Origin of the sequence: Reyranella sp., from assembly GCF_965249915.1 — a bacterium.
Lineage (GTDB): Bacteria > Pseudomonadota > Alphaproteobacteria > Reyranellales > Reyranellaceae > Reyranella.
The window spans coordinates 2564372-2587456 of sequence record NZ_OZ252257.1 but is presented as its reverse complement, the minus strand read 5'-3'; the positions used below and the strand labels follow the sequence as shown (position 1 = coordinate 2587456).

Here is a 23085-nt window from a genome sequence, read left to right as displayed (position 1 = left end):
CTCCGTGGTTGTCAGGTGGAACGCGGAAACAGCGTGGGACGCGCGTCGGCGGCCAGGGTGCAGTAGGTCCGGGCCACATCGGCCGCGACCGCACGGCGCGGCTCGATGATCTTCAGGAACGCGCCGTCTGTCGTGCGGGCCTCGTGGACGAGCTGGGCGCCGATGGGCAGTGCCAGTCCGGGCTCGATCTTCCACGCAGAGGGGCCGGGAACCGAGGAAAGCAAAAGCTGCTCGGGCCGCACCGACATCAGCACCGTGGTCCCGATGCCGACACCGGCGGGCGCAGCGAGCTGTATCGTGGCCCCGGCATCCAGCGCGACGGTCGCGATGCCGTTCTGAAGCGAGGCAATCCTGCCGTTCATCAGGTTCGTGGTGCCGATGAAGCCGTTCACGAACAGCGTCTGCGGCTCGTCATAGATGGCCACCGGTGAGCCGAACTGCTCGACCTTGCCCTTGTTCATGACGGCGATGCGGTCGGCGACGCTCATCGCCTCGTCCTGGTCGTGCGTCACCAGGATGGTCGTGAGACCGAGCGTCCGCTGCAGGCGCTTGATCTCGATCTGCATGTCGAGGCGCAGGTTGCGGTCGAGGGCGGCGAACGGCTCGTCGAGCAGCAGGATCGAGGGCTCGATTGCGAGCGCGCGCGCCAGCGCCACGCGCTGCTGCTGGCCGCCCGACAGCTGACGCGGCAGGCGCTCCTTGAAGCCCCCGAGCTGAACGGTCTCGAGGAAGCGAGAAACCCTGGCGTCGACGTCCGGCCCTTTGAGGCCACGGGCGCGCAGGCCGTAGGCGACGTTCTCCGCCACCGTCATGTGCGGGAAGAGGGCGTAGTTCTGGAAGACGATGCCGATGTTGCGCTGGTTGGGCGGCAGGTGGTCGATGGTGGCGCCATCTACCCGCACGCGGCCGGCGGCCTGCCGGACGAAGCCGGCGATGACCCGGAGAAGGGTGGTCTTGCCGCAGCCCGAGGGACCGAGCAGCGCCACGACCTCGCCGGGCTCGATGGCGAGCGTCACGCCGTCGACGGCGGTCGAGGTTCCATAGCGGACGCTCAGATCCTCGACATCCAGCGTGCGCGCTGCGTTGGCCGTGACTGCTTGCTGCAACTGTTCCGCCTCCCTGTTCCTGCAAACGCAAGGCGCATGCCAACCATCGGCGGAGCACTCATGCCGGGAACTGTTCCCGCCACGATTGCGCGATGGCGTCGCGCCGCGCGATCCACACCTTGTCTCCGTAGGATTGGAGCAGCGCGAGCACGCGCTTGAACGCGGCGAACCGACCGGGGCGGCCGGCGATGCGCAGGTGCCAGCCGATGTTCAGCAGCTTCGGATGGCCGGCCTCGCCTTCTTCGAGCAGCATCTCGATGGCGTCCCGCACATAGTCGACCATCTCGCCGGCGCGCACGAAGCCGTTGGGATGGAAGAACTTCATGTCGTTGCTGTCGAGCGCATAGGGCACGACCAGGAGCGGGTGCTGCGCGTCGGATTTGTCCCAGTAGGGCAGGTCGTCGTCGAAGCCGTTGCTGGCATAGCCGAAGCCGAGCTCGCGCAGGACGGAGCGCGTTTGCGGGCTTTCACTGCCGCGGCAGAAGAAGCCTGTAGGACGCTGGCCCGTCGCGCTTTTCATGACCTCGACGCAGCGCTGGAGGTCGTTCAGTTCGCTCGCCCGGTCGGCGTATTCGGCATGCGCGCGCCACAGCCAGCCATGGCAGGCCGCCTCGTGTCCGGCCTCGACGATGCGCCTTGCGAGTTGTGGCAGGCGCTCGACGGCGCGGCCGCACATGTAGAAGGTCGCGGGCGTGTGATGCTTCTCCAGTGCGGCCAGCATGCGCCAGATGCCGGCGCGCATGCCGTAGGCGAAGATCTGCTCGTTGCCCTGGTCCCAACGTCCAGGCGGCACGACGCTCACCACCTCGGAGATTTTCTCGGCCTGCGGATCGCCGTCGCTGACGGCGAATTCGGCGCCCTCCTCGAAATTGACCACCATCGAGACCGCGAGACTGGCCCCGCCGGGCAGCTTCCAGGCCGGCGGCATTCCGCCGTAGCCCACCAGGTCGCGCATCTGGCTCACGCCTTGCATGTCGTCCTCCGTTCAGATGTGCACATTTCTTGGCGTTATGTGCACATAATTTTACCAACTGCCGGCAGGCCCATGACCGAACTCCACCGCGACCTCGATCCCGAAACCGCCCTGGCAGGCCAGTGGTTCGAGCATCTGCGCACGCATTCCAAAGGCCGCCTCGGCGTCACCCGCGCGTCTTACGGCGAGGGCGAGCAGATGGCGCACGACCTGATGCAAGGCATCGGCCAGTCTCTGGGGCTGGAGACGCGCACGGATGCTGCCGGCAACCTCTATCTGACCCTGCCGGGGAAGGACCGGTCGCTGCCCGCCATCATGACGGGCTCGCATCTCGATTCGGTGCCCGAGGGCGGCAACTACGACGGCGCAGCAGGTGTGGTCGCGGGCATGGCGATGCTGGCGCGCTGGCATCGCGCCGGCCGCCGGCCGAAGCACGACATCACCGTGATGGGCGTGCGCGCCGAGGAACTCTCCTGGTTTCCCGCGCCCTATATCGGCAGCCGAGCCGCCTTCGGTCTGCTGGAGCCCGAGGCGCTCGATGCCTGCCGCCGCCCGGACACAGGGCGGACGCTCGCCGAGCACATGAAGGAGGCGGGCTTCTCGCCCGACCGAATTCGAGCGCGCGAGCGCCAGCTCGATCCGGCGCGCATCGCCTGCTTCCTGGAACTCCATATCGAGCAGGGGCCGGTGCTGGTGCAGCGCGGCCTGCCGGTCGGGATCGTGACCGGCATCCGCGGCAACCTGCGCTATCGCGATCCGCATATCGTCGGCCGCTACGGTCACGCCGGCGCCGAGCCGCGGCTGTCGCGCAACGACGCGGTGATGGCCGGCGTCGAGTTCGTGTCGCGGCTGGAGGCCTTGTGGTTGGACCACGAGGCGGCGGGCAAGGATCTCGTCTGCACCGTCGGCCAGTTCCACACCGACACCGCGGTGCACACGATGACAAAGATCCCGGGAGAACTGTGGTTCTCGATGGACATCCGCAGCGAGGACAACGAAGTCCTGCTTGCGATCGACCGGCGGCTGCGCGCGATCGCGGCGGAGATCGGCGCGCGGCGCGGCGTCACGATCGACCTCGGCGCCTTCACCAATGCGAAGCCGGGGCCGATCGACCGCGGCCACCGCGCGCGACTGGAGCGGCTGGCGCGGCAGCTCGGCATCGAGGCGTTGCCGATGGCGAGCGGCGCGGGGCATGACGCAGCGGTGTTCGGCATCATGGGCGTGCCGACGGCGATGATCTTCATCCGCAACGACCGTGGCAGCCACAATCCCGACGAGGCGATGGACCTCGCCGATTTCGCGCAGGGGCTCCGGTTGATGGTCGCTGCGGTGGAGGAGATCGATGCCGCGTAAGCCGAGGAAGGGCGACGTCGCCGCCGACGAGGCTGTCTACGGCGCGATCAGGCGGGCGATGCACATGGGCCGCCTCGCGCCCGGGACGAAGCTTCAGGAGCCGGCCTTGGCGCGCGTGCTGGGCGTCAGCCGCGAGCGCGTGCGCAAGGCGCTCCACCGGCTGGTCCACGAAGGATGGCTGACCGCCATCCCCAATCGAGGGACCTTCGTGCCTTCGCTCACGGTCGAGGAGATGCGCCAGATCTACGACGTGCGCTCGATGCTGGAGGCGGCAATCGTGCGCCGCCTGAGCGAGGGCCATACGGCGGCGGCGGCGAAGCGCCTCAAGGCGCATGTGAGCGAGGAGAAGGCCGCCACCCGCCGCGACGATCGCGGCCGCCTGTTCGAACTGTCGGGCGAGTTCCACGTCCTGCTCGCCGAACTCTGCGGCAACGACGAACTCACGCGCCTCCTGCGCGGCCTGCTGACGCGCTCCACCATGCACTTCTCGCTGGCGGCGCCGCAGCAGCTCACCAACTGTGCCGGGCCGCATGACCATGGCGACATCGCCGAGGCGATCCTGAATGGAAGAGCGGACAGGGCGGCCAAGCTGATGCTCGGCCATCTCGCCGGCCTCGTGACCCTGCAGGCGGCACGCCCGCCGAAGCACGAATCCGTGGACCTCCAGGAGGCCTTTCGCGGCATCGACGGGCAGCCCGTCCGGGCGGTCGTCTCGCGGCGCGCCTGAATTGCATTGGATGTGATGCGAATCACTTGCCATTTCATGACGAGCGCAATCGACACTGCCGCCGGCCGTCACGCTGGACGGTGTGACGCGGCGCGCTAGACTGTCGCCTTCTTCTTAATGTGAAGACGCGATCGAGTGGGGAGAGTCGAGTGAGGCGGCGCGCGCTGATCTTTGGTGCCGGTGCCTTCGGCCTTTGCGGCACCGCGCGCGCCCAGAAGATTTCCCGTGTCGGTTTCCTGGTATCCGGCGAGGCGGACCCGAGCTGGTCGCCGTTCCGCCAGGCCATGGCGAATCTCGGCTATGTCGAGGGGCGCACCGTCGCGTTCGACTATCGCGACGCCGGCGTCAACGGCGGCGCCATCGACGCGCTTGCCCGTTCCCTGGTCGAGCAGCAGGTCGACGTCATCGTCGCCGTGCTGTCGCAGGCGATCGTTGCGGCCCGCAAGGCGACCGACCGCATCCCCATCGTCTTCTTTGGAGCGGCGCCCGAGATCGGTGGGATCAGCAACGTCGCGCGCCCCGAGGGCAATCTGACCGGCGTGTTCAGTCCCAGCGCCACGGTCGCGGCGAAGGGCCTTCAACTCTTCGCCGAGATCCGTCCGGAAACGCGATCGTTCGGGCTGCTGCTGAATGCGCTCGATCCGTTCAGCGTGCCGTTGCAGCGCGAGGTCGGGATGGCGGCCGAGGCGCAGGGCATCCGCCTGGTGCCGGTGCCGGTCGCGGCTTCCGGCGAGCTTCCGGGGGCCTTCGAGTCGGTCGCGCGCGACGGCGTCGACGGCGTGATGGTGCAGCCCAGTCTTGGTTTCGACGTCACGGCCGGCCTCGCGCTTCGCAATCGGCTGCCGTCGATCTCCTTCCGCCGGGAATTCGCGGCTGCCGGCGGTCTCATGGCCTACGGGGCCAGCCAGGCTGACAACATGCGGGCGGTCGCGGGCTATGTCGACCGCATCCTCAAGGGCGCGCGTCCCGCCGACCTGCCGGTGCAGCAATCCTCGCGCTTCGAGCTCGTCGTGAACCAGAGAACCGCCCGGGCGCTCGGCATCGCGGTGCCGCCGCTCTTCCTCGCGCGAGTCGACGAGGTCATCGAGTGAGACGCGGGCTCTTCCTCAAGTACGTCGTGCTCTTCGTCGCTCTGGTGAGCGGCGTGCTGGTGATCAACGCCGCACTCGACCTCTACTTTGTCTACCAGGAGAATCGCAGGGCCTCCATCGAGGTGCAGCGCGAGAAGGCCGAGGCCGCGGCGCAACGCATCGAATCCTTCGTCCGCGAGATCGAGCGGCAGATCGGGTGGGTGGCGCAGGCACAATGGGGTTCCCTGCCGGTCGAGCAGCGTCGCTTCGATTATGTGCGACTCCTGCGCCAGGTGCCGGCGATCACCGAGCTGGTACAACTCGACCGCCAGGGCCGCGAGCAGCTCAGCGTCTCTCGCCTGTCCATGGACGCCGTCGGCGCCGCTACCGACCGGTCGGCCGACGCGGCCTTCATCGCGGCGATGGCCAACAAGGTCTATTTCGGGCCGGTCTATTTCCGGCAAGGCAGCGAGCCTTATTTCACGATGGCGGTGAGCCACGGCGCGCGCGGCGGTGTCACCGTCGCCGAGGTGAACCTCAAGCTGATCTGGGACGTGATCTCGCAGATCAAGATCGGGCGCGACGGCTATGCCTATGTCGTGGACAGGCTCGGCCGGCTCGTGGCGCACCCCGATATTTCGCTGGTCTTGCGCGGCACCGACATGAAAGGGCTGGCGCAGGTCGCTGCCGCGCTGCGCGATCGTGACGGGGCGGTGGCGCCGGTCGATGCGCGCAACCTCGCGGGCGTTTCAGTCCTGTCGGCGCATGCATCGATCCCGGCGCTCGGCTGGATCGTCTTCGTGGAGCTTCCGACCGCGGAGGCGCAGCTCCCGGTGATCAACGCGGGCCTGCGCGCCCTGGCGCTTCTGGTGCTGGGATTGATCATCGCGGGCCTCGCAGGGGCGCTGCTCGCGCGTCGCATGGTGGTGCCCATCCGGGCCCTGCAGGCCGGCGCCCAGCGTATCGGCAGCGGCGAACTCGATCACCGGCTCGACATCCGCACGGGCGACGAGCTCGAGGCGCTCGCCAACCAGTTCAACAGGTCTGCCGAGGCGCTGGAGGAGTCCTACGCGACGCTCGAACACCGGGTCGAGGACCGCACGCGGGAGCTCAGTGAATCGCTCGAGCAGCAGACCGCAACCGCCGAGATCCTGCAGGCGATTTCTCAGTCGCCGACAGACGTGCGGCCCGTGCTCGACGTGGTGGTGGTGGCGGCCCGCCGTTTCTGCGGCGCTTCCGATTCTGCCATCGTGCTCCGCGATGGCGAGGAGCTGGTGGGCGCTGCCCATGACGGTCCGCTGTCGGCGTGGGTGGGCGAGCGCCGTCCCCTCGATCGCGCCAGTACGACGGGCCGCGCCATCGTCGACGGCCGTACCGTGCATACGCCGGACATCGATGCGCTCGACCCCGTAGAGTTCGCCGCGGCGATTGCCATGGCGCATCGGCACAAATGGCGGGCGAACCTCGTGGCGCCGATGCTGCGCGAAGGCACGGCGATCGGCTGCATCGTGCTGCGCAAGACCGATCCCGGACCCTTCTCGGATCGCCAGATCGAATTGCTGGAGACCTTCGCCGCGCAAGCGGTCATCGCGATCGAGAATGTGCGCCTCTTCACCGAGATCCAGGAGAAGAGCCGGCAGCTCGAGATCGCCAGCCAGCACAAGTCGCAGTTCCTCGCCAACATGAGCCACGAGCTGCGCACGCCGCTCAATGCGATCATCGGCTACACCGAAATGATGGCCGACGGGCTGTACGGCGAAATCTCGGAGAAGGCCGCGGGCGTGCTGGAGCGCGTCCAGAGGAACGGTCGGCACCTGCTCGACCTCATCAACGACGTGCTCGACCTGTCGAAGATCGAGGCCGGCCAGCTGGTGCTTACGCTGGAGCCCTACAGCGCGGCCGACATTGTGGCGTCGGTGCTCGCGGCCACGGAGTCGCTGGCAAAGACCAAGGGCCTGGAGCTGCGGTCGGCCGTGGCGGCCGGCCTGCCGACCGGCACGGGGGACGCCCGCCGTCTGGCACAGGTGCTCCTCAACCTCGTCGGCAACGCCATCAAGTTCACCGACAGCGGATCGGTCGAGTTGCGGGTGGAGAAGGTCGGGGAGACGTTTGAAATGGCCGTCATCGACACCGGCTTCGGCATCGCGCCGGCAGACCAGGCGAAGATCTTCGAGGAGTTCCAGCAGGTGGACAATTCGAGCACGCGCAAGAAAGGCGGCACGGGGCTCGGCCTGTCCATCTCGCGCCGGATCGTCGAGCTGCATGGCGGCCGCATCACGGTCACGTCGGAAGAGGGCAGAGGCTCGACCTTCACGGTCACGCTGCCGATCCATGCATCGATCGCCGGGGGTGCCGCGCAATGAGCAAGAAGATTCTCGTGGTCGAGGACACCGAGGACAACCGCCAGATCCTGCGCGATCTGCTCGGCATGGCGGGCTACGAGATGATCGAGGCACATGACGGGGCCGAGGGCGTCGCCATGGCCGAGCAGCATCGGCCGGACCTCATCCTGATGGACATCCAGATGCCCGTGATGGACGGGTACGAGGCGACGCGGCGGATCAAGGCCATTCCCGCACTGACGGCGATCCCGGTGGTGGCCGTCACCTCCTATGCGCTGTCAGGCGACGAGGCGCGGACGCGCGCGGCCGGCTGTGACGGCTACATCGCCAAGCCCTACAGCCCGCGCCAGATGCTGGCCAAGGTGCGCGAGATCATAGGCTGATCCATGCGCGACCCCGCCCGCATCCTCGTCGTCGACGACGTTCCCGACAATGTCGAGATCCTCCGCATGCGCCTCGAAAGCCTGGGCTACGAGGTCGTGACGGCCGTGGACGGCGAGCAGGCGCTGACAGCGGTGCGCGAGACGCTGCCCGACCTGATCCTGCTCGACATCATGATGCCCCGGATCGACGGGCTCGAGGTGGTGCGCCGGCTCAAGGCCGACCGGACCCTGCCATTCATCCCGGTCATCATGGTGACGGCGAAGACCACGCCCAAGGATGTCGTCGCCGGGCTGGAGGCGGGCGGCGACGATTACCTCACGAAGCCGGTCGACCATGGCGCGTTGATCGTCCGCGTGCGGGCGATGCTGCGCATCAAGGCCCTGCACGACGAGGTGCAGGGCCTGAATCGCGAACTGGAAGCGAAGGTGGCGGCGCAGGTCGACGAGCTGCAGCGCGTCAGCCGGCTGCGGGCATTCCTCGCGCCGCAGCTCGCGCAGGCCATCGTCTCGGCGGGCGACGAGCGGATCCTGGAGAATCACCGGCGCGAGGTGGTCGCGATGTTCTGCGACCTGAGGGGCTTCACCGCTTTCTCCGAGACGGCCGAGCCCGAGGACATCATGGCCGTGCTCGGCGAGTACCATGGCGCGGTCGGCCCGCTGATCCGCAAGTACGAAGGTACGCTCGACCGCTTCACCGGCGACGGCATGATGGTGTTCTTCAACGATCCGCTGCCCTGCGAGGACGCGCCCGAACGGGCCGCCCGGCTGTCCCTCGAAGTGCGTGACGCGGTCGCCGCCCTCGTGCCGGGCTGGTTGCGCCGCGGCCATCGGCTCGGACTGGGGATCGGCATGGCGCAGGGTTTCGCCACGCTGGGCCGCATCGGTTTCGAGGACCGTTTCGACTACACGGCGATCGGGGCGGTGATCAACCTCGCGGCCCGCCTGTGCGCGGACGCGGCCGATGGCGAGGTGCTGGTGAGCAGCCGCCTCGCGGCCGCCATCGAGGCGATCTGCGAGATCGAGGATCTCGGCGAGCGGCAGCTCAAGGGCATGGCGCGGCCTGCGGCCGTCGCGCGGCTGCGCGCGGTCAAGACGCCGCCGGAAGCGGATGCGCGGGGGTAGGAGATGGAGCGGCGGACTTTTCTGGTGTTGATGGCAGCAGCCTCGTTCGGCCTGGCGGGCGGAGCGTCGGCGCAGCAGGCGCAGAAAACATGGCGCCTCGGCATGTTGATGCCCGACACCGCGGCGGCGCTGAAGCGCGACATCGAGATCTTCCAGAGGGCGCTGCGCGAGCTCGGTTATGTCGAAGGTCGCAACGTCCTGTTTGAGTACAGGTACACGAATGGGGACGCCGAGCGTCTGCCGGATATGGCCCGGCAGCTCGTGGAGCTTCCGGTCGACATGATCGTGACCTACACGTCGGGCGCCTCGGTTGCCCGTACCTTCACGGACCGCATCCCCATCGTGCAGGTGGCGGGACCCGATCCGGTCTCGGTCGGCCTCGCGAAGAGCATTGCCCAACCCGGCGGGAATGTGACGGGCCTGACGATCTTCGTCGCCGAGATCATGGCCAAGCGGTTGGAGCTGTTGCGTGAGATCGATCCTGCAGCGCGGCGGGTTGGCGTGCTGCTCTACGAGTCTCATCCTGCAAATCCATCGATCCACGACAAGATAGGAGCGACGGCGGCTGCGCTCGGCATCGAGCTTTTTCCGATCGACGTGCGCGGCGCAGCGGAGTTCGCGCCGGCCTTCTCGGCCTGGCGGGACAAGCAGGTGCAGGCCGTGATCTCGCACGATCACTCGATCTTCGCGCTGGGCACCAACGCCCAGAAGCTGGCCGCGCTCGCGATCGAGCAGCGGATTCCCTTGCTGGGACCCGTCGACCAGTGCCGCAACGGTGGCCTGATGTCCTATGGCGTGAACATACAGGCCCTGTTCATGCGATCGGCGCGCTATGTCGATCGCATCCTCAAGGGCGCCTCGCCAGGAGACCTGCCGATCGAGCAGCCCACCGAGTTCGTCTACGCCGTCAACCTTCGCACCGCCCGGGCAATCGGGGTCACCATTCCACCGAGCATCCTGGTGCGCGCCGACGAACTGATCGAGTAGCAGGCCGCTGAAGAGAAGCCGCACTCTACCGGCGGCGGAGTGACAAACGAAAACGGGCGCCCCGAGGGGGCGCCCGTCGTTCTTCGCGGGGTGGACGGATCAGCCGAGCTTGCCCATCGCGACGGCGGTGTCGGCCATGCGGTTGGAGAAGCCCCACTCGTTGTCGTACCAGCTCATGACGCGGACCAGCGTGCCTTCCAGGACCTTGGTCTGGTCCATGTGGAAGGTCGACGAATGCGGGTCGTGGTTGAAGTCGATCGAGACGTTCGGCTGGTCGGTCCAGCCCAGGATGCCCTTCAGCTGGTTGGCGGCGGCCAGCTTGACGGCCTTGTTGATCTCTTCCTTGTCCGTCTTGCGCTTGGCGACGAACTTGAAGTCGATGCAAGAGACGTTCGGCGTCGGCACGCGGATCGACACGCCGTCGAGCTTGCCGTTCAGTTCCGGCAGCACCAGGCCCACGGCCTTGGCGGCGCCGGTCGAGGTCGGGATCATCGACATCGCCGCCGCGCGGCCGCGGTAGAGATCCTTGTGCATCGTGTCGAGCGTCGGCTGGTCGCCCGTATAGGCGTGGATGGTCGTCATGAAGCCGTGGTCGATGCCGACCGCGTCGTGCAGGACCTTGGCCACCGGGGCCAGGCAGTTCGTCGTGCACGAGGCGTTCGAGACGATGATGTGGTCCTTGGTGAGCTTGTCGTGGTTCACGCCATAGACCACCGTCAGATCCGCGCCGTCGGCGGGGGCCGACACCAGGACGCGCTTCGCGCCGGCCTCGAGGTGGGCCGAGGCAGCCTTCTTCGAGGTGAAGAAACCGGTGCACTCGAGCACGATCTCGACGCCCAGTGCCTTGTGCGGCAGCTTCGAAGGATCGCGCTCGGCAGTGACCTTGATCGGGCCGCGGCCGACATCGATCGTGTCGCCGGCGACCTTCACTTCACCGTTGAAGCGGCCGTGCACCGAGTCGAAGCGGAAGAGGTGGGCGTTGGTCTCGACCGGGCCGAGATCGTTGATCGCCACGACCTCGATGTCCTTGCGGCCGGATTCCATGATGGCGCGCAGCACATTGCGGCCGATGCGGCCGAAGCCATTGATTGCAACACGAACAGCCATCTTTTTCCCTCCGTTATTGCGCCAGACGGCGCGCCGCTTGTGCGATTGCTTCGGCCGTAATGCCGAAATGCTTGTAGAGTTCCGCGGCCTTGGCCGAAGCGCCGAAGCCCTTCATGCCCACGAACGCGCCCTTCGCTCCGAGCCAGCGCTCCCAGCCGAAGCCGGTCGCCGCCTCGCACGCGACGCGGATCGTGCCGTCGCCGCCCATCACCTTGCCGCGATATGTGTCGTCCTGCGCCGCAAACAACTCCCACGACGGCATGGAGACCACCGCGGCGGCGAGCCCGTCCTTGGCCAGCAGGTCGCGGGCGGCGAGGGCGAGCTGTACTTCCGAGCCCGACGCGATCAGGCGGATCGGGGCCGTCTCTTCGCCGGCGAGGATGTAGGCGCCCTTGGCGCACAGGTTTTCGTCCCCGGCGCCGCGCACGGTCGGCAGGTTCTGGCGGGTGAGCGCGAGAACGCTGGGCGTGTGCCTGGAGTCCAGGGCGATCTGCCAGCATTCCGCCGTCTCGATGGCATCGGCGGGGCGCAGGACCTGCAGGTTGGGGATCGCGCGCAGGGCCGGGAGGTGCTCGACCGGCTGGTGGGTCGGGCCGTCTTCGCCGAGGCCGATCGAATCGTGCGTCATCACATAGATGACCCGCACGCCCATCAGCGCCGAGAGGCGGATCGACGGCCGGCAATAGTCGGTGAACACCATGAAGGTGCCGCCGTAGGGGATGATCCCGCCATGGAGCGCCATGCCGTTCATCGCGGCGGCCATCGCATGCTCGCGGATGCCGTAGTAAATGTAGCGGCCGGCCGTATCGGCGCGCGAGGCACCCTTCAGCGTGGCGGTCTTGGTGTTGTTCGAGCCGGTCAGATCGGCCGAGCCACCGACCGTGTCGGGCAGCACCGGGTTGATGACCTCAAGCGCTTCCTGGCTCGACTTGCGGGTGGCCCAGGACGGCTTCTCGGCCGCAAGCTTGGCCTTGAACGCCGCAATCGCCTCGCCGACGGCGGGCGGGATGTCGCCCTTCTGGCGGCGGTCGAACTCGGCGCGATCCTCGGGCGCCATGGCGGCGAGGTTCTTGGTCCACTTGCGGCGGGCGGACTTGCCGCGGGCGCCGATCTTGCGCCAGGCGGAGAACACCGCCTCGGGAATGTCGAAAGGCTCGTGGTTCCAGCCGAGCTTGGCACGGGCGCCGGCGATCTCGTCCTTGCCCAGCGGCGAGCCGTGCGTGGCGGCAGTGCCGGCCTTGGTCGGCGCGCCGTAGCCGATCACCGTCTTGCAGGCGATCAGCGAGGGCTTGTCGGTGACGTTGCGCGCCTTGCGGATGGCACGCGTGACGGCCTCGGCATCGTGCCCATCGACCGCGAGGACGTGCCAGCCCGCGGCGGCAAAGCGCTTCTTGTGATCCTCCGAGGTCGACAGCGAGGTCGGGCCGTCGATCGAGATGCCATTGTCGTCGAACAGCACGATCAGGCGGCCGAGGCCGAGATGGCCGGCCAGCGTGATCGCTTCCTGGCCGACACCTTCCATCAGGCAGCCGTCGCCGGCGATCACGTAGGTGTAGTGGTCGACGACGTCGCGGCCGAATCGCTCGGCGAGGATGCGCTCGGCGAGGGCGAAACCGACCGAGTTGCCGAGGCCCTGGCCCAGAGGACCGGTGGTCGTCTCGATGCCGCTGGCATGGCCGTATTCGGGATGACCGGCGGTGCGGGCGCCGAGCTGGCGGAACTTCTTCAGCTCGTCGAGGGTCATGTCGGCGTAGCCGGTGAGATGCAGCAGCGAGTAGAGCAGCATCGAGCCGTGGCCGGCCGACAGGATGAAGCGGTCGCGGTCGGGCCAGTTGGGCTCCGAAGCGTCGAACTTCAGGAACTTGGAGAACAGGACGGTGGCCACGTCGGCCATGCCCATCGGCATGCCGGGATGACCCGAATCCGCCAGCTGCACGGCGTCCATGGCCAAGGCCCTGATGGCATTCGCCATGTCACGCGGGGCAGCGGTCTGATCGGTCATTTTATGCTTGTGCCGTATAGGTTTTCGGATGGCGCGCAACATGACGACCACCCCTTGGCGCGTCAATGCGCAAAAACTCGGGTCAGGCCAACATATTGCGGGCCTTTACCCTCCACAGGGGCAAGATGTTGACCGCTAACAGGCACACCACTTAATCTCGCCCGATGGAGCAGATTCAGCCGGGCGACCCACGGCGATCCGCTGTCGGGGGAATGATGTCCAAGACAGCCAGCGTAACGGACCGAGTCGACAGCGCCCTGAGCCGGCTTGAGTCGATGCTCGACGAACGTCTGCGTCTCGAGCGGGAGCGTTCCGACGCACTCGCCGCCCGGCTCGCCAAGGTCGAGAGCGAGCACGAGGAACTGAAGCGCGTCGCGACCGAGGTCGAAGGCCGCCTCGAACGGGCCATGGAATACATCCGCTCTCTGCTGGCCGCCGATCAGTCGTAGCGGATATCCGGTTCTCCCCAGCCCGTGCGTGCGTCGCCGGAAGCGACGTGGCAAACTCTATGTCCCCCTCAGACGCCGAACACGGCGCAATAAAACAGGAGAAGCGGAAAATGCCGCAGGTTTCGGTTCAGATTGCCGGTCGTAGCTACGAACTCGCGTGTGGCCAAGGCGAGGAAGCGCGTGTCCAGGAGTTGGCCGCCTATGTCGAGGAGAAGGTGACCGAACTCCGTCGCCAGCTTCCCGGCACGCCGGAATTCAAGCTTCTTGTGTTCGCCTCGCTGCTGCTCGCCGAGGAAAGCCGCGAGGCGCGGGGCGTCGCGAAGGCCGCGGAGAATGCGCGGGTGACCGCGACGGACAGTGCCGACACGCTGGCCACCGCGCTCGAGGAGCTGATCACTGCTCGCGTCGACAAGATGTCGAAGAAGGTGTCAGGAGCCGCGTAGGCGGGTCCTGACATCCCCGCGCGAAGCGCGGGATCTGCATCCGTACGGTGTCCTCTCATTGCGATGGCCGCCCCGAGTCCCTACATTGGGCGTGGGGCGGAATTCTGCGCAGCGCGTGGCCCGCTTAAAACCCCGGGGCCAATAAGAACTCCTGGGAGTTGTTCCTGGCTCTGACCTTGGTCTAGGCTACACGACGCCCACCTGCTTACGCAGGCCTTGGAGGTTCTACGAGCCACGGCCCATCGTGGAGCCGCCCCACTTGTTTCCCTTGCCGGCATGACCACGATCGAGAGCAAACGGGCGCTTCGCGCCGCCATGTTGGTCCGCCGGCAGGGTCTCGGCGAGGCTGAGCGCCAGACGGCAGCCGAGGCCTTGCTCGCGTGCTTCCGCCTTGAGCGCCCGATCGAATTGCCGGCCATCGTCTCGGGATTCTGGCCGATCAAGGACGAGATCGATATCCGGCCGCTGATGACCCATCTGCACGGGGCGGGCTGCCGGTTGGCCCTGCCGGTCGTGCACGGCCGCGGCCAGCGGCTGTCGTTCCGGACATGGCGTCCCGGCGAGCCTCTGGAAGCCGGCGTGTTCGGCACGCTGCAGCCCCAGGCCAGCTGCGAGACGCTCGAGCCCGACGCTTTGCTGGTGCCCCTGCTGGCTTGCGATGCCGAAGGCTGGCGGCTGGGATATGGCGGAGGCTTCTACGACCGGACGCTCGAAGACCTGCGCAAGCGACGCAAGGTGACGGCGATCGGCGTCGGCTTCGACCAGCAGCTCGTGCCCGACGTGCCGCACGGCGCCGAGGACCAGCGGCTCGATTGGCTGTTGACCGACCGGCGCGCTTGCGCCTTTGTCTGACGCATGAAAATCATGTTTTGCGGCGATATCGTCGGCCGCGCCGGCCGCGATGCCGTCATCAAGGAAGTGCCGCGGCTGCGTCGTGAGCTGGGGCTCGATTTCGTCGTGGTGAACGGCGAGAACGCGGCGGCCGGGTTCGGCATCACGGCCAAGATCTGTTCCGAACTGCACGAGGCGGGCGTCGACTGCATCACCACCGGCAACCACGCCTGGGATCAGCGGGAGATCATCCCCTACATGGCGCAGGACAAGCGCCTGTTGCGGCCGATCAACTTCCCGCCGGGCACGCCGGGGTGGGGCGCCAACCTGTTCCAGACGCCGCGCGGCCACAAGATCGTCGTTATAAACGTCATGTGCCGGCTGTTCATGGACGCGCTCGACGATCCGTTTCGCGCGCTCGATGCCGAACTGGCGAAATATGCACTGGGTCGCGGCGCCCAGATGATCCTGGTCGACGTCCATGGCGAGGCGACCAGCGAAAAGCAGTCGATCGGTCACTATTGTGACGGCCGCGTTTCGGCGGTGCTGGGCACCCATAGCCATGTCCCGACGGCGGATGGCTGGGTGCTGCCCGGCGGTACGGCCTACCAGACCGATGTCGGCATGTGCGGCGACTATGACAGCGTGATCGGCATGAAGAAGGACGTCGCGATCCAGCGCTTCGTCCGCAAGATGCCGGGCGAACGCCTGTCCCCGGCCGAGGGCGGAGGCACTTTGTGCGGGGCGGTGGTGGAAACCGACGACCGGACCGGGCTGGCGAAGTCCATCCGGCCGGTCAGGATCGGGGGGCGGCTCGCTCCGGCGATCTGACTTCCCGCATCTTGTATCCGCAGGGCACGGTTATTAGCTATTAGCAGTGGCCGAAGAGGGGCGTTGACGGCTTGGGGAAAAAGCGGCATCCTTTTGAAGTTAAACGGTTTTTCGCCGGATTGGCGATCTGTCTTCCAGGTTAGAGGGGGCGTCGGAATCAAGATTCCGACGTTATTTAGCGGGGGCTTCGGCCCCCGCCTTTTTTTGTCCTGAACGCCTCTGGAGCCCTCTCCAGCCTGCCAAAACCCACGAGAAGTGGTATAGCCGCCTCTTCCGGTTACCTAATCTGGTTGTTGGCAATGGCGGGGCATTCCCAGTTCAAGAACATCATGCACCGCAAAGGGCGTCAGGACGCCGTGCGGGCCAAGATCTTCACCAAGCTGATCCGCGAGATCACGACGGCGGCCCGGTTGGGCGCCGCCGATCCGGCGTCGAACCCGCGTCTGCGGGCGGCTGTGATCGCCGCGCGCGACGCCAACATGACCCGCGACACGATCGATCGCGCGATCAAGCGCGGCTCGGGGCCCGATGCGGACGCCAACTACGACGAGGTGCGCTACGAGGGCTACGGCCCGGCCGGCGTTGCCGTCATCGTCGAGGCGCTGACCAACAATCGCAATCGCACCGCAGGCGAGGTTCGGTCGATCTTCTCCAAGCACGGCGGAAACCTGGGTGAATCCAACAGCGTGTCGTTCATGTTCGACCGGCTGGGTGAGTTCCGCTTCCCCTTGTCGGTCGGCAGCGCCGACGAGGTGCTGGAAAAGGCGATCGAGGCCGGCGCCGACGATGTGGTGAGCGGCGAAGGCGAGGGCGCGGTCCATGAGATCTACTGCGCCCAGGACAGCTTCAACGTCGTACGCGAGGCGCTGGAGAAATCCCTGGGTCAGCCCAGCGTCGCCAAGCTGACCTGGCGCCCCAAGACCGGGGCACCGATCGAAGGCGAGACCGTGCAGACGCTGCTCGACCTCATCGCGGCGCTCGAAGACAACGACGACGTCCAGAACGTCTACGCCAACTTCGAGGTGTCGGACGACGCTCTGGCGAAGTTCGCGGCCTGAGCCGGGCAGGATGAGACTGATCGGCCTCGATCCCGGCCTGCGGTTGACCGGCTGGGGCGTGATCGAGGTCGAGGGCAACCGGCTGCGCCATGTGGCGCACGGCGTCGTCAAGGTCGCAGCGACAGGCACGCTGGCGGAGCGACTGAGAGAATTGTTCGAGGGCGTCGTGCGCGTCGTCGAAGCGCAGCGGCCGGTCGAGGCTGCGGTCGAGGAGACCTTCGTGAACGTCAATCCGGGGTCCACCCTGAAACTCGGTCAGGCGCGCGGCGTCGTCATGCTGGCCCCGGCCCGCGCCGGCCTGCCGGTGTACGAATATGCGACGAACCTGGTGAAGAAGTCGGTGGTCGGGACCGGGCATGCCGACAAGAACCAGATCGCCATGATGGTCGGCCGGCTGCTGCCGGGCGTCGATGCCAGGCAGGACGCCGCCGACGCCCTGGCGGTCGCGATCTGCCACGCCCATCACCGCGCCACGGCGCGACGCATCGAGGCCGCCCTGTGATCGCCAAGCTGAAGGGGCTCGTCGACTCGGTCGATACCGACAGCGCCGTCATCGACGTCGGCGGTGTCGGCTATCTCGTGTCGGCCTCGGCGCGCACCTTGCGCGATCTGGCCGTCGGCGGACCGGCGACCATGCTGGTCGAGACGATCGTGCGCGAGGATGCCATTGCGCTCTACGGCTTCCTCCAGGCGAAGGAGCGCGACTGGTTCCGCATCCTGACGACCGTGCAGGGCGTCGGCGCCCGCGTGGCGCTGTCGATCCTGTCGACCCTGTCGCCCGACGAGATCGTCCGCGCGATCGCCGCGCAGGATCGGTCGACCCTGAGCCGTCCCCCCGGCGTCGGTCCGAAACTCGCCGCGCGACTGGTCACCGAACTGAAGGACAAGGCGGCCGCGTTCGGTATCGCGCCGTCGCCCGCCCTGGAGAGCCGGTCCGGAGAGGCGGCGAGCCCTGCCGGATCGATCAACGAGGATGCGGTCTCCGCCCTGGTCAATCTGGGCTACAAGCGCGTCGAGGCCTTCGGGGCGGTGGCACGCGCGACCCAGCGGCTCGGTGACGGTGCCGGGCTCGATGCCGTGATCCGCGCCGGCCTCCAGGATCTCGCACGATGAATGCCGCTCCCGACCGCCTGGTGACGCCGAAGCGCTCCGAGGAAGACGCCGCCGAACTGGCGCTGCGCCCGCAGACGCTCGACGATTTCATCGGCCAGAAGCAGGTCCGCGAGAACCTGAAGATCTTCATTGCCGCTGCCAAGGGGCGGGGCGAGGCCCTGGATCACGTCCTGCTGCACGGGCCGCCGGGCCTCGGCAAGACGACGATGGCGCAGATCGTGGCGCGCGAGATGGGCGTGGGTTTCCGGGCAACCTCCGGCCCCGTCATCCAGAAGGCGGGCGACCTCGCCGCGCAGCTCACGAATCTACAGGCACACGATGTGCTGTTCATCGACGAGATCCACCGTCTCAATCCTGCAATCGAGGAGGTTCTCTATCCCGCGATGGAGGATTTCCAGCTCGACCTGATGATCGGCGAGGGACCGGCCGCGCGCTCGGTGCGCATCGAGCTGCCGCCCTTCACCCTGGTCGGCGCCACGACGCGGTCCGGCCTCATGACAAGGCCGTTGCGCGAGCGTTTCGGCATCCCGCTGCGCATGATTTTCTACACCCCGGCCGAGCTCGAGACGATCGTGCAGCGCGCCGCCCGCGTCCTCAAGATGTCGCTCGCGCCCGATGGCAGTGCCGAGATCGCCAAGCGTTCGCGCGGCACGCCGCGCGTTGCCAACCGCCTGCTGCGCCGCGTGCGCGACTTTGCGGCGGTCGCCGGGGATGTCGAAGTCACCTCCAAGGTGGCCGATGCGGCACTGACCCGGCTGGAAGTCGACGGGCGCGGCCTCGACGCCATGGACCGCCGCTATCTCGCCTGCATCGCCGAGAACTACGCCGGCGGCCCGGTGGGCGCCGAGACCCTTGCGGCCGCGCTGGCAGAACAGCGCGACGTCATCGAGGACGTGATCGAGCCCTACCTGATGCAGCTCGGCCTGCTGATGCGCACGCCGCGCGGCCGTCTCTTGTCGGAGGGCGGCTATCGCCATCTCGGCCTGGCGATGCCCAACGGGCAGAAGCAGCAACTCGACCTGCTGGCCGCGGGCGATCCGGCGGAGGAGGCGTGAGCGCCGTGCCGACCTCCGGCCACATGCACGACGGCAGCCACGTGTTGCCGCTGCGCGTCTACTACGAGGACACCGACGCCGCGGGCATCGTCTACTATGCCAACTGGCTGCGCTTCCTCGAGCGGGGCCGCACGGAACTGCTCCGCTTGCTGGGGCAGCAGCACACCTCGTTGCGCGAGGAGCGCGGCATCAACTGGGTCGTGCGCCGCTGCGCCATCGACTATCTCAAGCCTGCGCGGCTGGACGACACGATCGAGATCGTGACCCGCTGCGGTGAATTGCGCGGCGCGTCGCTCGACATGATTCAGCATGCGCGCCGCAACGAAGAGACCCTGGTTCGAGCCGAACTCGTCGTCGCCTGCATGGGCGAGGGCGGTCGGCCTGTCCGATTGCCGCCGCTCGTGCGGACTGCCCTGGCCCAGGTAGCCGTGAGTGGATCGCCCCGCTCACGCCATATTCGGATACAACCCTCTTGAACCAACGGAGAACATAAATGGACGCGCTAGCGCAGGTCGCCGGAGCCCCCCTCGGCGGCGGCACGGGGACAATCGACATGTCCGTATACGGCCTGTTCATGCAGGCCGACTGGGTCGTCAAAGGCATCATGATCCTGCTCATGCTGGCTTCGTTCTGGTCGTGGGCGATCATCTTCGAAAAGGTTCTCCGCCTGCGCTCGCTGAAGCGCAGCGCCCAGTCGTTCGAGGACACCTTCTGGTCCGGCGTCTCGCTCGAGGATCTCTACGACCGCGTCGGCGCCAAGCCCGACGATCCGATGTCGAGCATCTTCGCCGCCGCCATGCGCGAGTGGCGCCGCTCGGTGTCCAAGGGGCTCGCCTCCAGCGCCACTGCCCGCGCGGCCTTGCGCCAGCGCATCGAGCAGGTGATGGGCGTCACCATCCAGCGCGAGATGGAGGCGATCGAGAAGCGGCTTGGGTTCCTGGCCACGGTCGGCGCCAACGCCACCTTCGTGGGCCTGTTCGGCACGGTTTGGGGCATCATGAACAGCTTCAGCCACATCGCGCAGTCGAAGAACACGTCGCTGGCGGTCGTCGCCCCGGGCATCTCGGAGGCGCTGTTCGCCACCGCGATCGGCCTGGTCGCGGCCATTCCCGCGGCCGCCGCCTACAACATCCTGTCGGGACAGGTCTCGCGCTACGCCCAGCAGCTCGAGGCGTTTGCCGGTGAGTTCATCACCATCCTGTCGCGGCAGCTCGAGGAACAGGTCTGATGTCGGGCGTCATTCCGGCACCCGGCGCCAATTCCTCGGGCAGCAAGTTCAAACGACGGAGCTATACGCCGATCGCCGATATCAACGTGACGCCGCTGGTCGACGTCATGCTGGTGTTGCTGATCATCTTCATGGTGACGGCGCCGCTGCTCCAGGTCGGCGTGCCGGTCGACCTGCCGAAGACCAGCGCCAGCCAGGTCGGCGGCAAGGACGAGCCGATGGTCGTGTCGGTGAACTCCCAGGGCGAGGTGTTCCTGGGTGAGACCAAGTACGACATCGCCGAACTCGGGGCGAAGCTGAAGGCCGTGCACGAGGAGAAGCCCGACCAGCGCGTCTTCATGCGCGGCGACAAGAGCGTCGACTACGGCAAGATGATGGAAGTCATGGGCGTCGTGATCGACAGCGGCTTCCGCCAGCTCGGCCTGCTCGGCGAGCAGGCGCAGGCCCTGGGACGGGGCACTGTCACGCCGGCCACGCCCGGCCAGACCGCGCCGCGTGCCCCGCAGGCCCCGGCCCAACCGCAAACCCCGGCGCCGACCCCGCGGCGCTGAGAGAACGGACACGAAGAAGACGATGGTTCGTCGCCATCCCGCCAGCATCGAGATGCGCACACCGGCCATCGTGTCGGCGATGGTGCACGTCTTCGTGCTGGGGGCGGCGGTGCTCAATCTCGACTTCTTCGGCCGCACGCCGCCGATGGAACCCGAGCCGGTGATGGTCGAGTTCGAGGCGATCGACAAGAAGGCGGGCGCCCCGACGGTGGCCACGCTGCCGCCGCAGCCCAAGGATGCGCCGATCGCCCAGGAGACGACCAAGGCGCCGCCGGTGAAGTCGGCCGAGCCGCCGCCGTCGCCGCCCACGCCGAAGCCGCCCGAGGTCGTCGAGCCGCCCAAGCCGCAAACGCCTCCCAAGCCGGAAGAGAAGCCCAAGACCGAGGCCGCCAAGCCGGTCGAGGATCTCGTGGCGATGAAGCCCAAGGAACCGGAGCCGCCGAAGGTCGAGAAGCCGCCGGAGCCGCCCAAGCCTGCGCCGGAGGCCAAGAAGCCCGAGCCGCCGAAGCCGCCGCCGCCCAAGCCTGCGCCGCCCAAGCAGAGTGTCGATTCGATGATCGAAGACATCCTGAAGAACAAGCAGTCGCAGCAGAAGATCCAGACGCCGGAGCAGAGCCCCAAGCCTGTGCAGCAGGTCACCCGTCAGGCGCCGGCCGCGCCGAACCTTGCCGCCGTCGTCACAGCCAGCGAGATCGAGGGCGTGCGCCAGAAGATCCGCCCCTGCTGGAACACCCAGGGCGGCTCTCGTGACCAAGCCATGATCATTACGCTGACCGTCGAGATGAACCAGAACGGGATGCCGGTGAAGGCGGAGCTGCGCGACACCGGGCGCTACAACAGCGACCCGGTCTTTCGCGCCGCCGCCGACGCCGCGCATCGCGCCATCATGAATCCGAAGTGTCAGCCGTGGCCGCTCTCGCCGGAGAAGTTCACGAGCTGGAAAACGATTACGTTCAATTTCGACCCCCGCGACTACTAGACACCAACTCCCTATTAGAAACCTTGGAATGAAGAGGTCCGACATGATGCTTCCTCGACGGACGACCCTGCTGGGCGGTGCGGCGCTTGCCACCGCCGGCATTGCGGGCACCGCGCGCGCGCAGCTCACCATCGACATGACGCGGCCGAGCTTCGAACCGGTTCCGATCGCCATCGTCGACTTCAAGGGCGATCCGGTGGGCGCCCAGATGGCGGGCGTGATCCGCAACAACCTGCAGAATTCCGGCCTGTTCCGGGTGATTCCGACCAGCGCCTACATCCAGAAGGATGTCGACGCGACGACTCCGCCGCGCTTCCCGGACTGGCGCAGCGTCGGCGCCGCCGGTCTCGTCGTCGGCCAGGTCACCTCGGTGGGTGGCAGCATCAAGGTCGACTTCCGCCTGTGGGACGTCGTCACCAGCCAGCAGGCGACGGGCCTGTCCTTCACCAGCCAGCCCAACAACTGGCGTCGCCTTTCGCATATCATCTCCGACGCGATCTATAAGCGCGTGACCGGCGAGGAGGGCTATTTCGACACCCGCATCGCCTATGTCTCCGAGACCGGCCCGGGCAACAACCGGACCAAGCGCATCGCCGTCATGGACCAGGACGGCGCCAACAACCGCTACCTCACCGACGGCAAGACCATTGCGCTCACGCCGCGCTTCTCGCCGACCCTGCAGGAAATCGTCTACATGGCGTACGGCGAGAACAATGGGCCGCCGCGGGTGTACCTGCAGAACGTCGACAGCGGCCGCCGCGAGCTGCTGGGCAACTTCCCGGGCATGAGCTTCGCGCCGCGCTTCTCGCCGGACGGCACCAAGGTCGTCATGAGCATCGCCGAGAACGGCCGCACCAACCTCTACGAGATGGATGTGCGCGGCCGGCAGCTCCGCCGCCTGACGAACTCGCCGGCCATCGATACCTCGCCGTGCTTCTCGGCCGACGGCTCGCAGATCGTCTTCAACTCCGACCGTGGCGGCGCGCAGCAGCTCTATGTCATGAGCGCGGGCGGCGGCGGCGAGCGCCGCATCAGCTTCGGCGACGGTCGCTACGCCACCCCGGTCTGGTCGCCGCGTGGCGACTTCATCGCCTTCACCAAGATCGGCGCGGGCGGGTTCGGCATCGGCGTGATGCGCTCGGACGGCAGCGGTGAGCGCATGCTGGCGAGCGGCTTCCTCGTCGAAGGTCCGACGTGGGCGCCGAACGGCCGAGTGTTGATGTTCTTCCGCGGGCAACCGAGCTCGGGCGGGCGCGCCGGTTCGGCTGCACTGTATCAGATCGACATCACCGGCCGCTTCGAACGGCAGGTGCCGACGCCGACCGATGCCTCGGATCCGGCTTGGTCGCCCTTGATTCCGCAGTAGCGAAATATA

24 protein-coding genes are annotated in these 23085 nt (G+C 67.4%); 20 read left to right on the top strand and 4 right to left on the bottom strand.

Annotation, left to right across the window (positions count from 1 at the left end; translation table 11 throughout):
- Window positions 1-11: 11 nt before the first annotated feature.
- Window positions 12-1106 (bottom strand): ABC transporter ATP-binding protein, encoded by a 1095-nt coding sequence (locus tag ACP15H_RS12815; RefSeq protein WP_425066566.1) that lies wholly within the window; start codon window positions 1104-1106, stop codon window positions 12-14.
- 58 nt (window positions 1107-1164) lie between these two features.
- Window positions 1165-2079 carry a polysaccharide deacetylase family protein gene (locus ACP15H_RS12810; protein ID WP_425066565.1) on the bottom strand — a complete coding sequence of 305 codons (915 nt, stop codon included), beginning with the start codon at window positions 2077-2079 and terminating at the stop codon, window positions 1165-1167.
- A gap of 72 nt (window positions 2080-2151) precedes the next feature.
- On the opposite strand from ACP15H_RS12810, the gene ACP15H_RS12805 reads away from it, so the two are divergent.
- The 7 genes from ACP15H_RS12805 to ACP15H_RS12775 all read left to right on the top strand — a co-directional run bounded on the left by ACP15H_RS12805 (window position 2152) and on the right by ACP15H_RS12775 (window position 10063).
- A complete protein-coding gene (locus ACP15H_RS12805) occupies window positions 2152-3432 on the top strand; it encodes a Zn-dependent hydrolase (RefSeq protein ID WP_425066564.1) in 1281 nt (426 codons plus the stop codon).
- Complete coding sequence (locus ACP15H_RS12800) at window positions 3422-4159, top strand: GntR family transcriptional regulator (RefSeq protein ID WP_425066563.1); 738 nt, start codon at window positions 3422-3424, stop codon at window positions 4157-4159. The genes ACP15H_RS12805 and ACP15H_RS12800 overlap by 11 nt, the downstream gene beginning before the upstream one ends.
- 149 nt (window positions 4160-4308) lie before the next feature.
- Window positions 4309-5250 (top strand): ABC transporter substrate-binding protein, encoded by a 942-nt coding sequence (locus ACP15H_RS12795; protein ID WP_425066562.1) that lies wholly within the window; start codon window positions 4309-4311, stop codon window positions 5248-5250.
- Window positions 5247-7592 (top strand): ATP-binding protein, encoded by a 2346-nt coding sequence (locus tag ACP15H_RS12790; protein WP_425066561.1) that lies wholly within the window; start codon window positions 5247-5249, stop codon window positions 7590-7592. Before ACP15H_RS12795 ends, ACP15H_RS12790 begins: the two co-directional genes overlap by 4 nt.
- Window positions 7589-7954, top strand: a complete 366-nt coding sequence (locus ACP15H_RS12785; protein ID WP_425066560.1) for a response regulator — start codon at window positions 7589-7591, stop codon at window positions 7952-7954. The genes ACP15H_RS12790 and ACP15H_RS12785 overlap by 4 nt, the downstream gene beginning before the upstream one ends.
- Before the next feature lie 3 nt (window positions 7955-7957).
- Complete coding sequence (locus ACP15H_RS12780) at window positions 7958-9076, top strand: adenylate/guanylate cyclase domain-containing protein (RefSeq protein ID WP_425066559.1); 1119 nt, start codon at window positions 7958-7960, stop codon at window positions 9074-9076.
- Window positions 9077-9079: 3 nt separating this feature from the next.
- The gene (locus ACP15H_RS12775) at window positions 9080-10063 is read left to right on the top strand and encodes an ABC transporter substrate-binding protein (RefSeq protein WP_425066558.1); all 984 of its coding nucleotides are present in this window, start codon (window positions 9080-9082) and stop codon (window positions 10061-10063) included.
- A 99-nt stretch (window positions 10064-10162) separates the two neighbouring features.
- On the opposite strand, the gene gap is transcribed toward ACP15H_RS12775, so the two are convergent.
- Together gap and tkt are read right to left on the bottom strand one after the other, a co-directional pair.
- A complete protein-coding gene (gene gap / locus ACP15H_RS12770; RefSeq protein ID WP_425066557.1) occupies window positions 10163-11170 on the bottom strand; it encodes a type I glyceraldehyde-3-phosphate dehydrogenase in 1008 nt (335 codons plus the stop codon).
- A gap of 13 nt (window positions 11171-11183) precedes the next feature.
- The gene (tkt, locus tag ACP15H_RS12765; protein WP_425066556.1) at window positions 11184-13172 is read right to left on the bottom strand and encodes a transketolase; all 1989 of its coding nucleotides are present in this window, start codon (window positions 13170-13172) and stop codon (window positions 11184-11186) included.
- Between the two features lie 275 nt (window positions 13173-13447).
- Between tkt and ACP15H_RS12760 the strand changes: the two genes are divergently transcribed.
- The 13 genes from ACP15H_RS12760 (at window position 13448) to tolB (ending at window position 23076) form a co-directional block, all read left to right on the top strand.
- A complete protein-coding gene (locus ACP15H_RS12760; RefSeq protein WP_425066555.1) occupies window positions 13448-13621 on the top strand; it encodes a hypothetical protein in 174 nt (57 codons plus the stop codon).
- 110 nt (window positions 13622-13731) lie between these two features.
- The gene (locus ACP15H_RS12755) at window positions 13732-14064 is read left to right on the top strand and encodes a cell division protein ZapA (protein ID WP_425066554.1); all 333 of its coding nucleotides are present in this window, start codon (window positions 13732-13734) and stop codon (window positions 14062-14064) included.
- A 276-nt stretch (window positions 14065-14340) separates the two neighbouring features.
- Window positions 14341-14916: a 5-formyltetrahydrofolate cyclo-ligase gene (locus tag ACP15H_RS12750; protein ID WP_425066553.1), complete on the top strand. Its 576-nt coding sequence runs from the start codon at window positions 14341-14343 to the stop codon at window positions 14914-14916.
- A 3-nt stretch (window positions 14917-14919) separates the two neighbouring features.
- Window positions 14920-15726 (top strand): TIGR00282 family metallophosphoesterase, encoded by an 807-nt coding sequence (locus ACP15H_RS12745; RefSeq protein ID WP_425066552.1) that lies wholly within the window; start codon window positions 14920-14922, stop codon window positions 15724-15726.
- A gap of 299 nt (window positions 15727-16025) precedes the next feature.
- Window positions 16026-16784: a YebC/PmpR family DNA-binding transcriptional regulator gene (locus ACP15H_RS12740; protein WP_425066551.1), complete on the top strand. Its 759-nt coding sequence runs from the start codon at window positions 16026-16028 to the stop codon at window positions 16782-16784.
- A 10-nt stretch (window positions 16785-16794) separates the two neighbouring features.
- Complete coding sequence (gene ruvC / locus ACP15H_RS12735; protein ID WP_425066550.1) at window positions 16795-17286, top strand: crossover junction endodeoxyribonuclease RuvC; 492 nt, start codon at window positions 16795-16797, stop codon at window positions 17284-17286.
- Window positions 17283-17897, top strand: a complete 615-nt coding sequence (gene ruvA, locus ACP15H_RS12730) for a Holliday junction branch migration protein RuvA (protein ID WP_425066549.1) — start codon at window positions 17283-17285, stop codon at window positions 17895-17897. The genes ruvC and ruvA overlap by 4 nt, the downstream gene beginning before the upstream one ends.
- Complete coding sequence (gene ruvB / locus ACP15H_RS12725) at window positions 17894-18952, top strand: Holliday junction branch migration DNA helicase RuvB (protein ID WP_425066548.1); 1059 nt, start codon at window positions 17894-17896, stop codon at window positions 18950-18952. The genes ruvA and ruvB overlap by 4 nt, the downstream gene beginning before the upstream one ends.
- Entirely contained in the window at window positions 18949-19428 is a 480-nt protein-coding gene (ybgC, locus tag ACP15H_RS12720) for a tol-pal system-associated acyl-CoA thioesterase (protein WP_425066547.1), read from the top strand. Before ruvB ends, ybgC begins: the two co-directional genes overlap by 4 nt.
- 77 nt (window positions 19429-19505) lie before the next feature.
- Window positions 19506-20180: a protein TolQ gene (gene tolQ / locus ACP15H_RS12715; RefSeq protein ID WP_425066546.1), complete on the top strand. Its 675-nt coding sequence runs from the start codon at window positions 19506-19508 to the stop codon at window positions 20178-20180.
- A complete protein-coding gene (tolR, locus tag ACP15H_RS12710; protein ID WP_425066545.1) occupies window positions 20180-20731 on the top strand; it encodes a protein TolR in 552 nt (183 codons plus the stop codon). The genes tolQ and tolR overlap by 1 nt, the downstream gene beginning before the upstream one ends.
- A gap of 22 nt (window positions 20732-20753) precedes the next feature.
- A complete protein-coding gene (locus ACP15H_RS12705; RefSeq protein WP_425066544.1) occupies window positions 20754-21710 on the top strand; it encodes a hypothetical protein in 957 nt (318 codons plus the stop codon).
- A gap of 46 nt (window positions 21711-21756) precedes the next feature.
- Window positions 21757-23076, top strand: a complete 1320-nt coding sequence (gene tolB / locus ACP15H_RS12700; RefSeq protein WP_425069894.1) for a Tol-Pal system beta propeller repeat protein TolB — start codon at window positions 21757-21759, stop codon at window positions 23074-23076.
- Window positions 23077-23085: the final 9 nt, after the last annotated feature.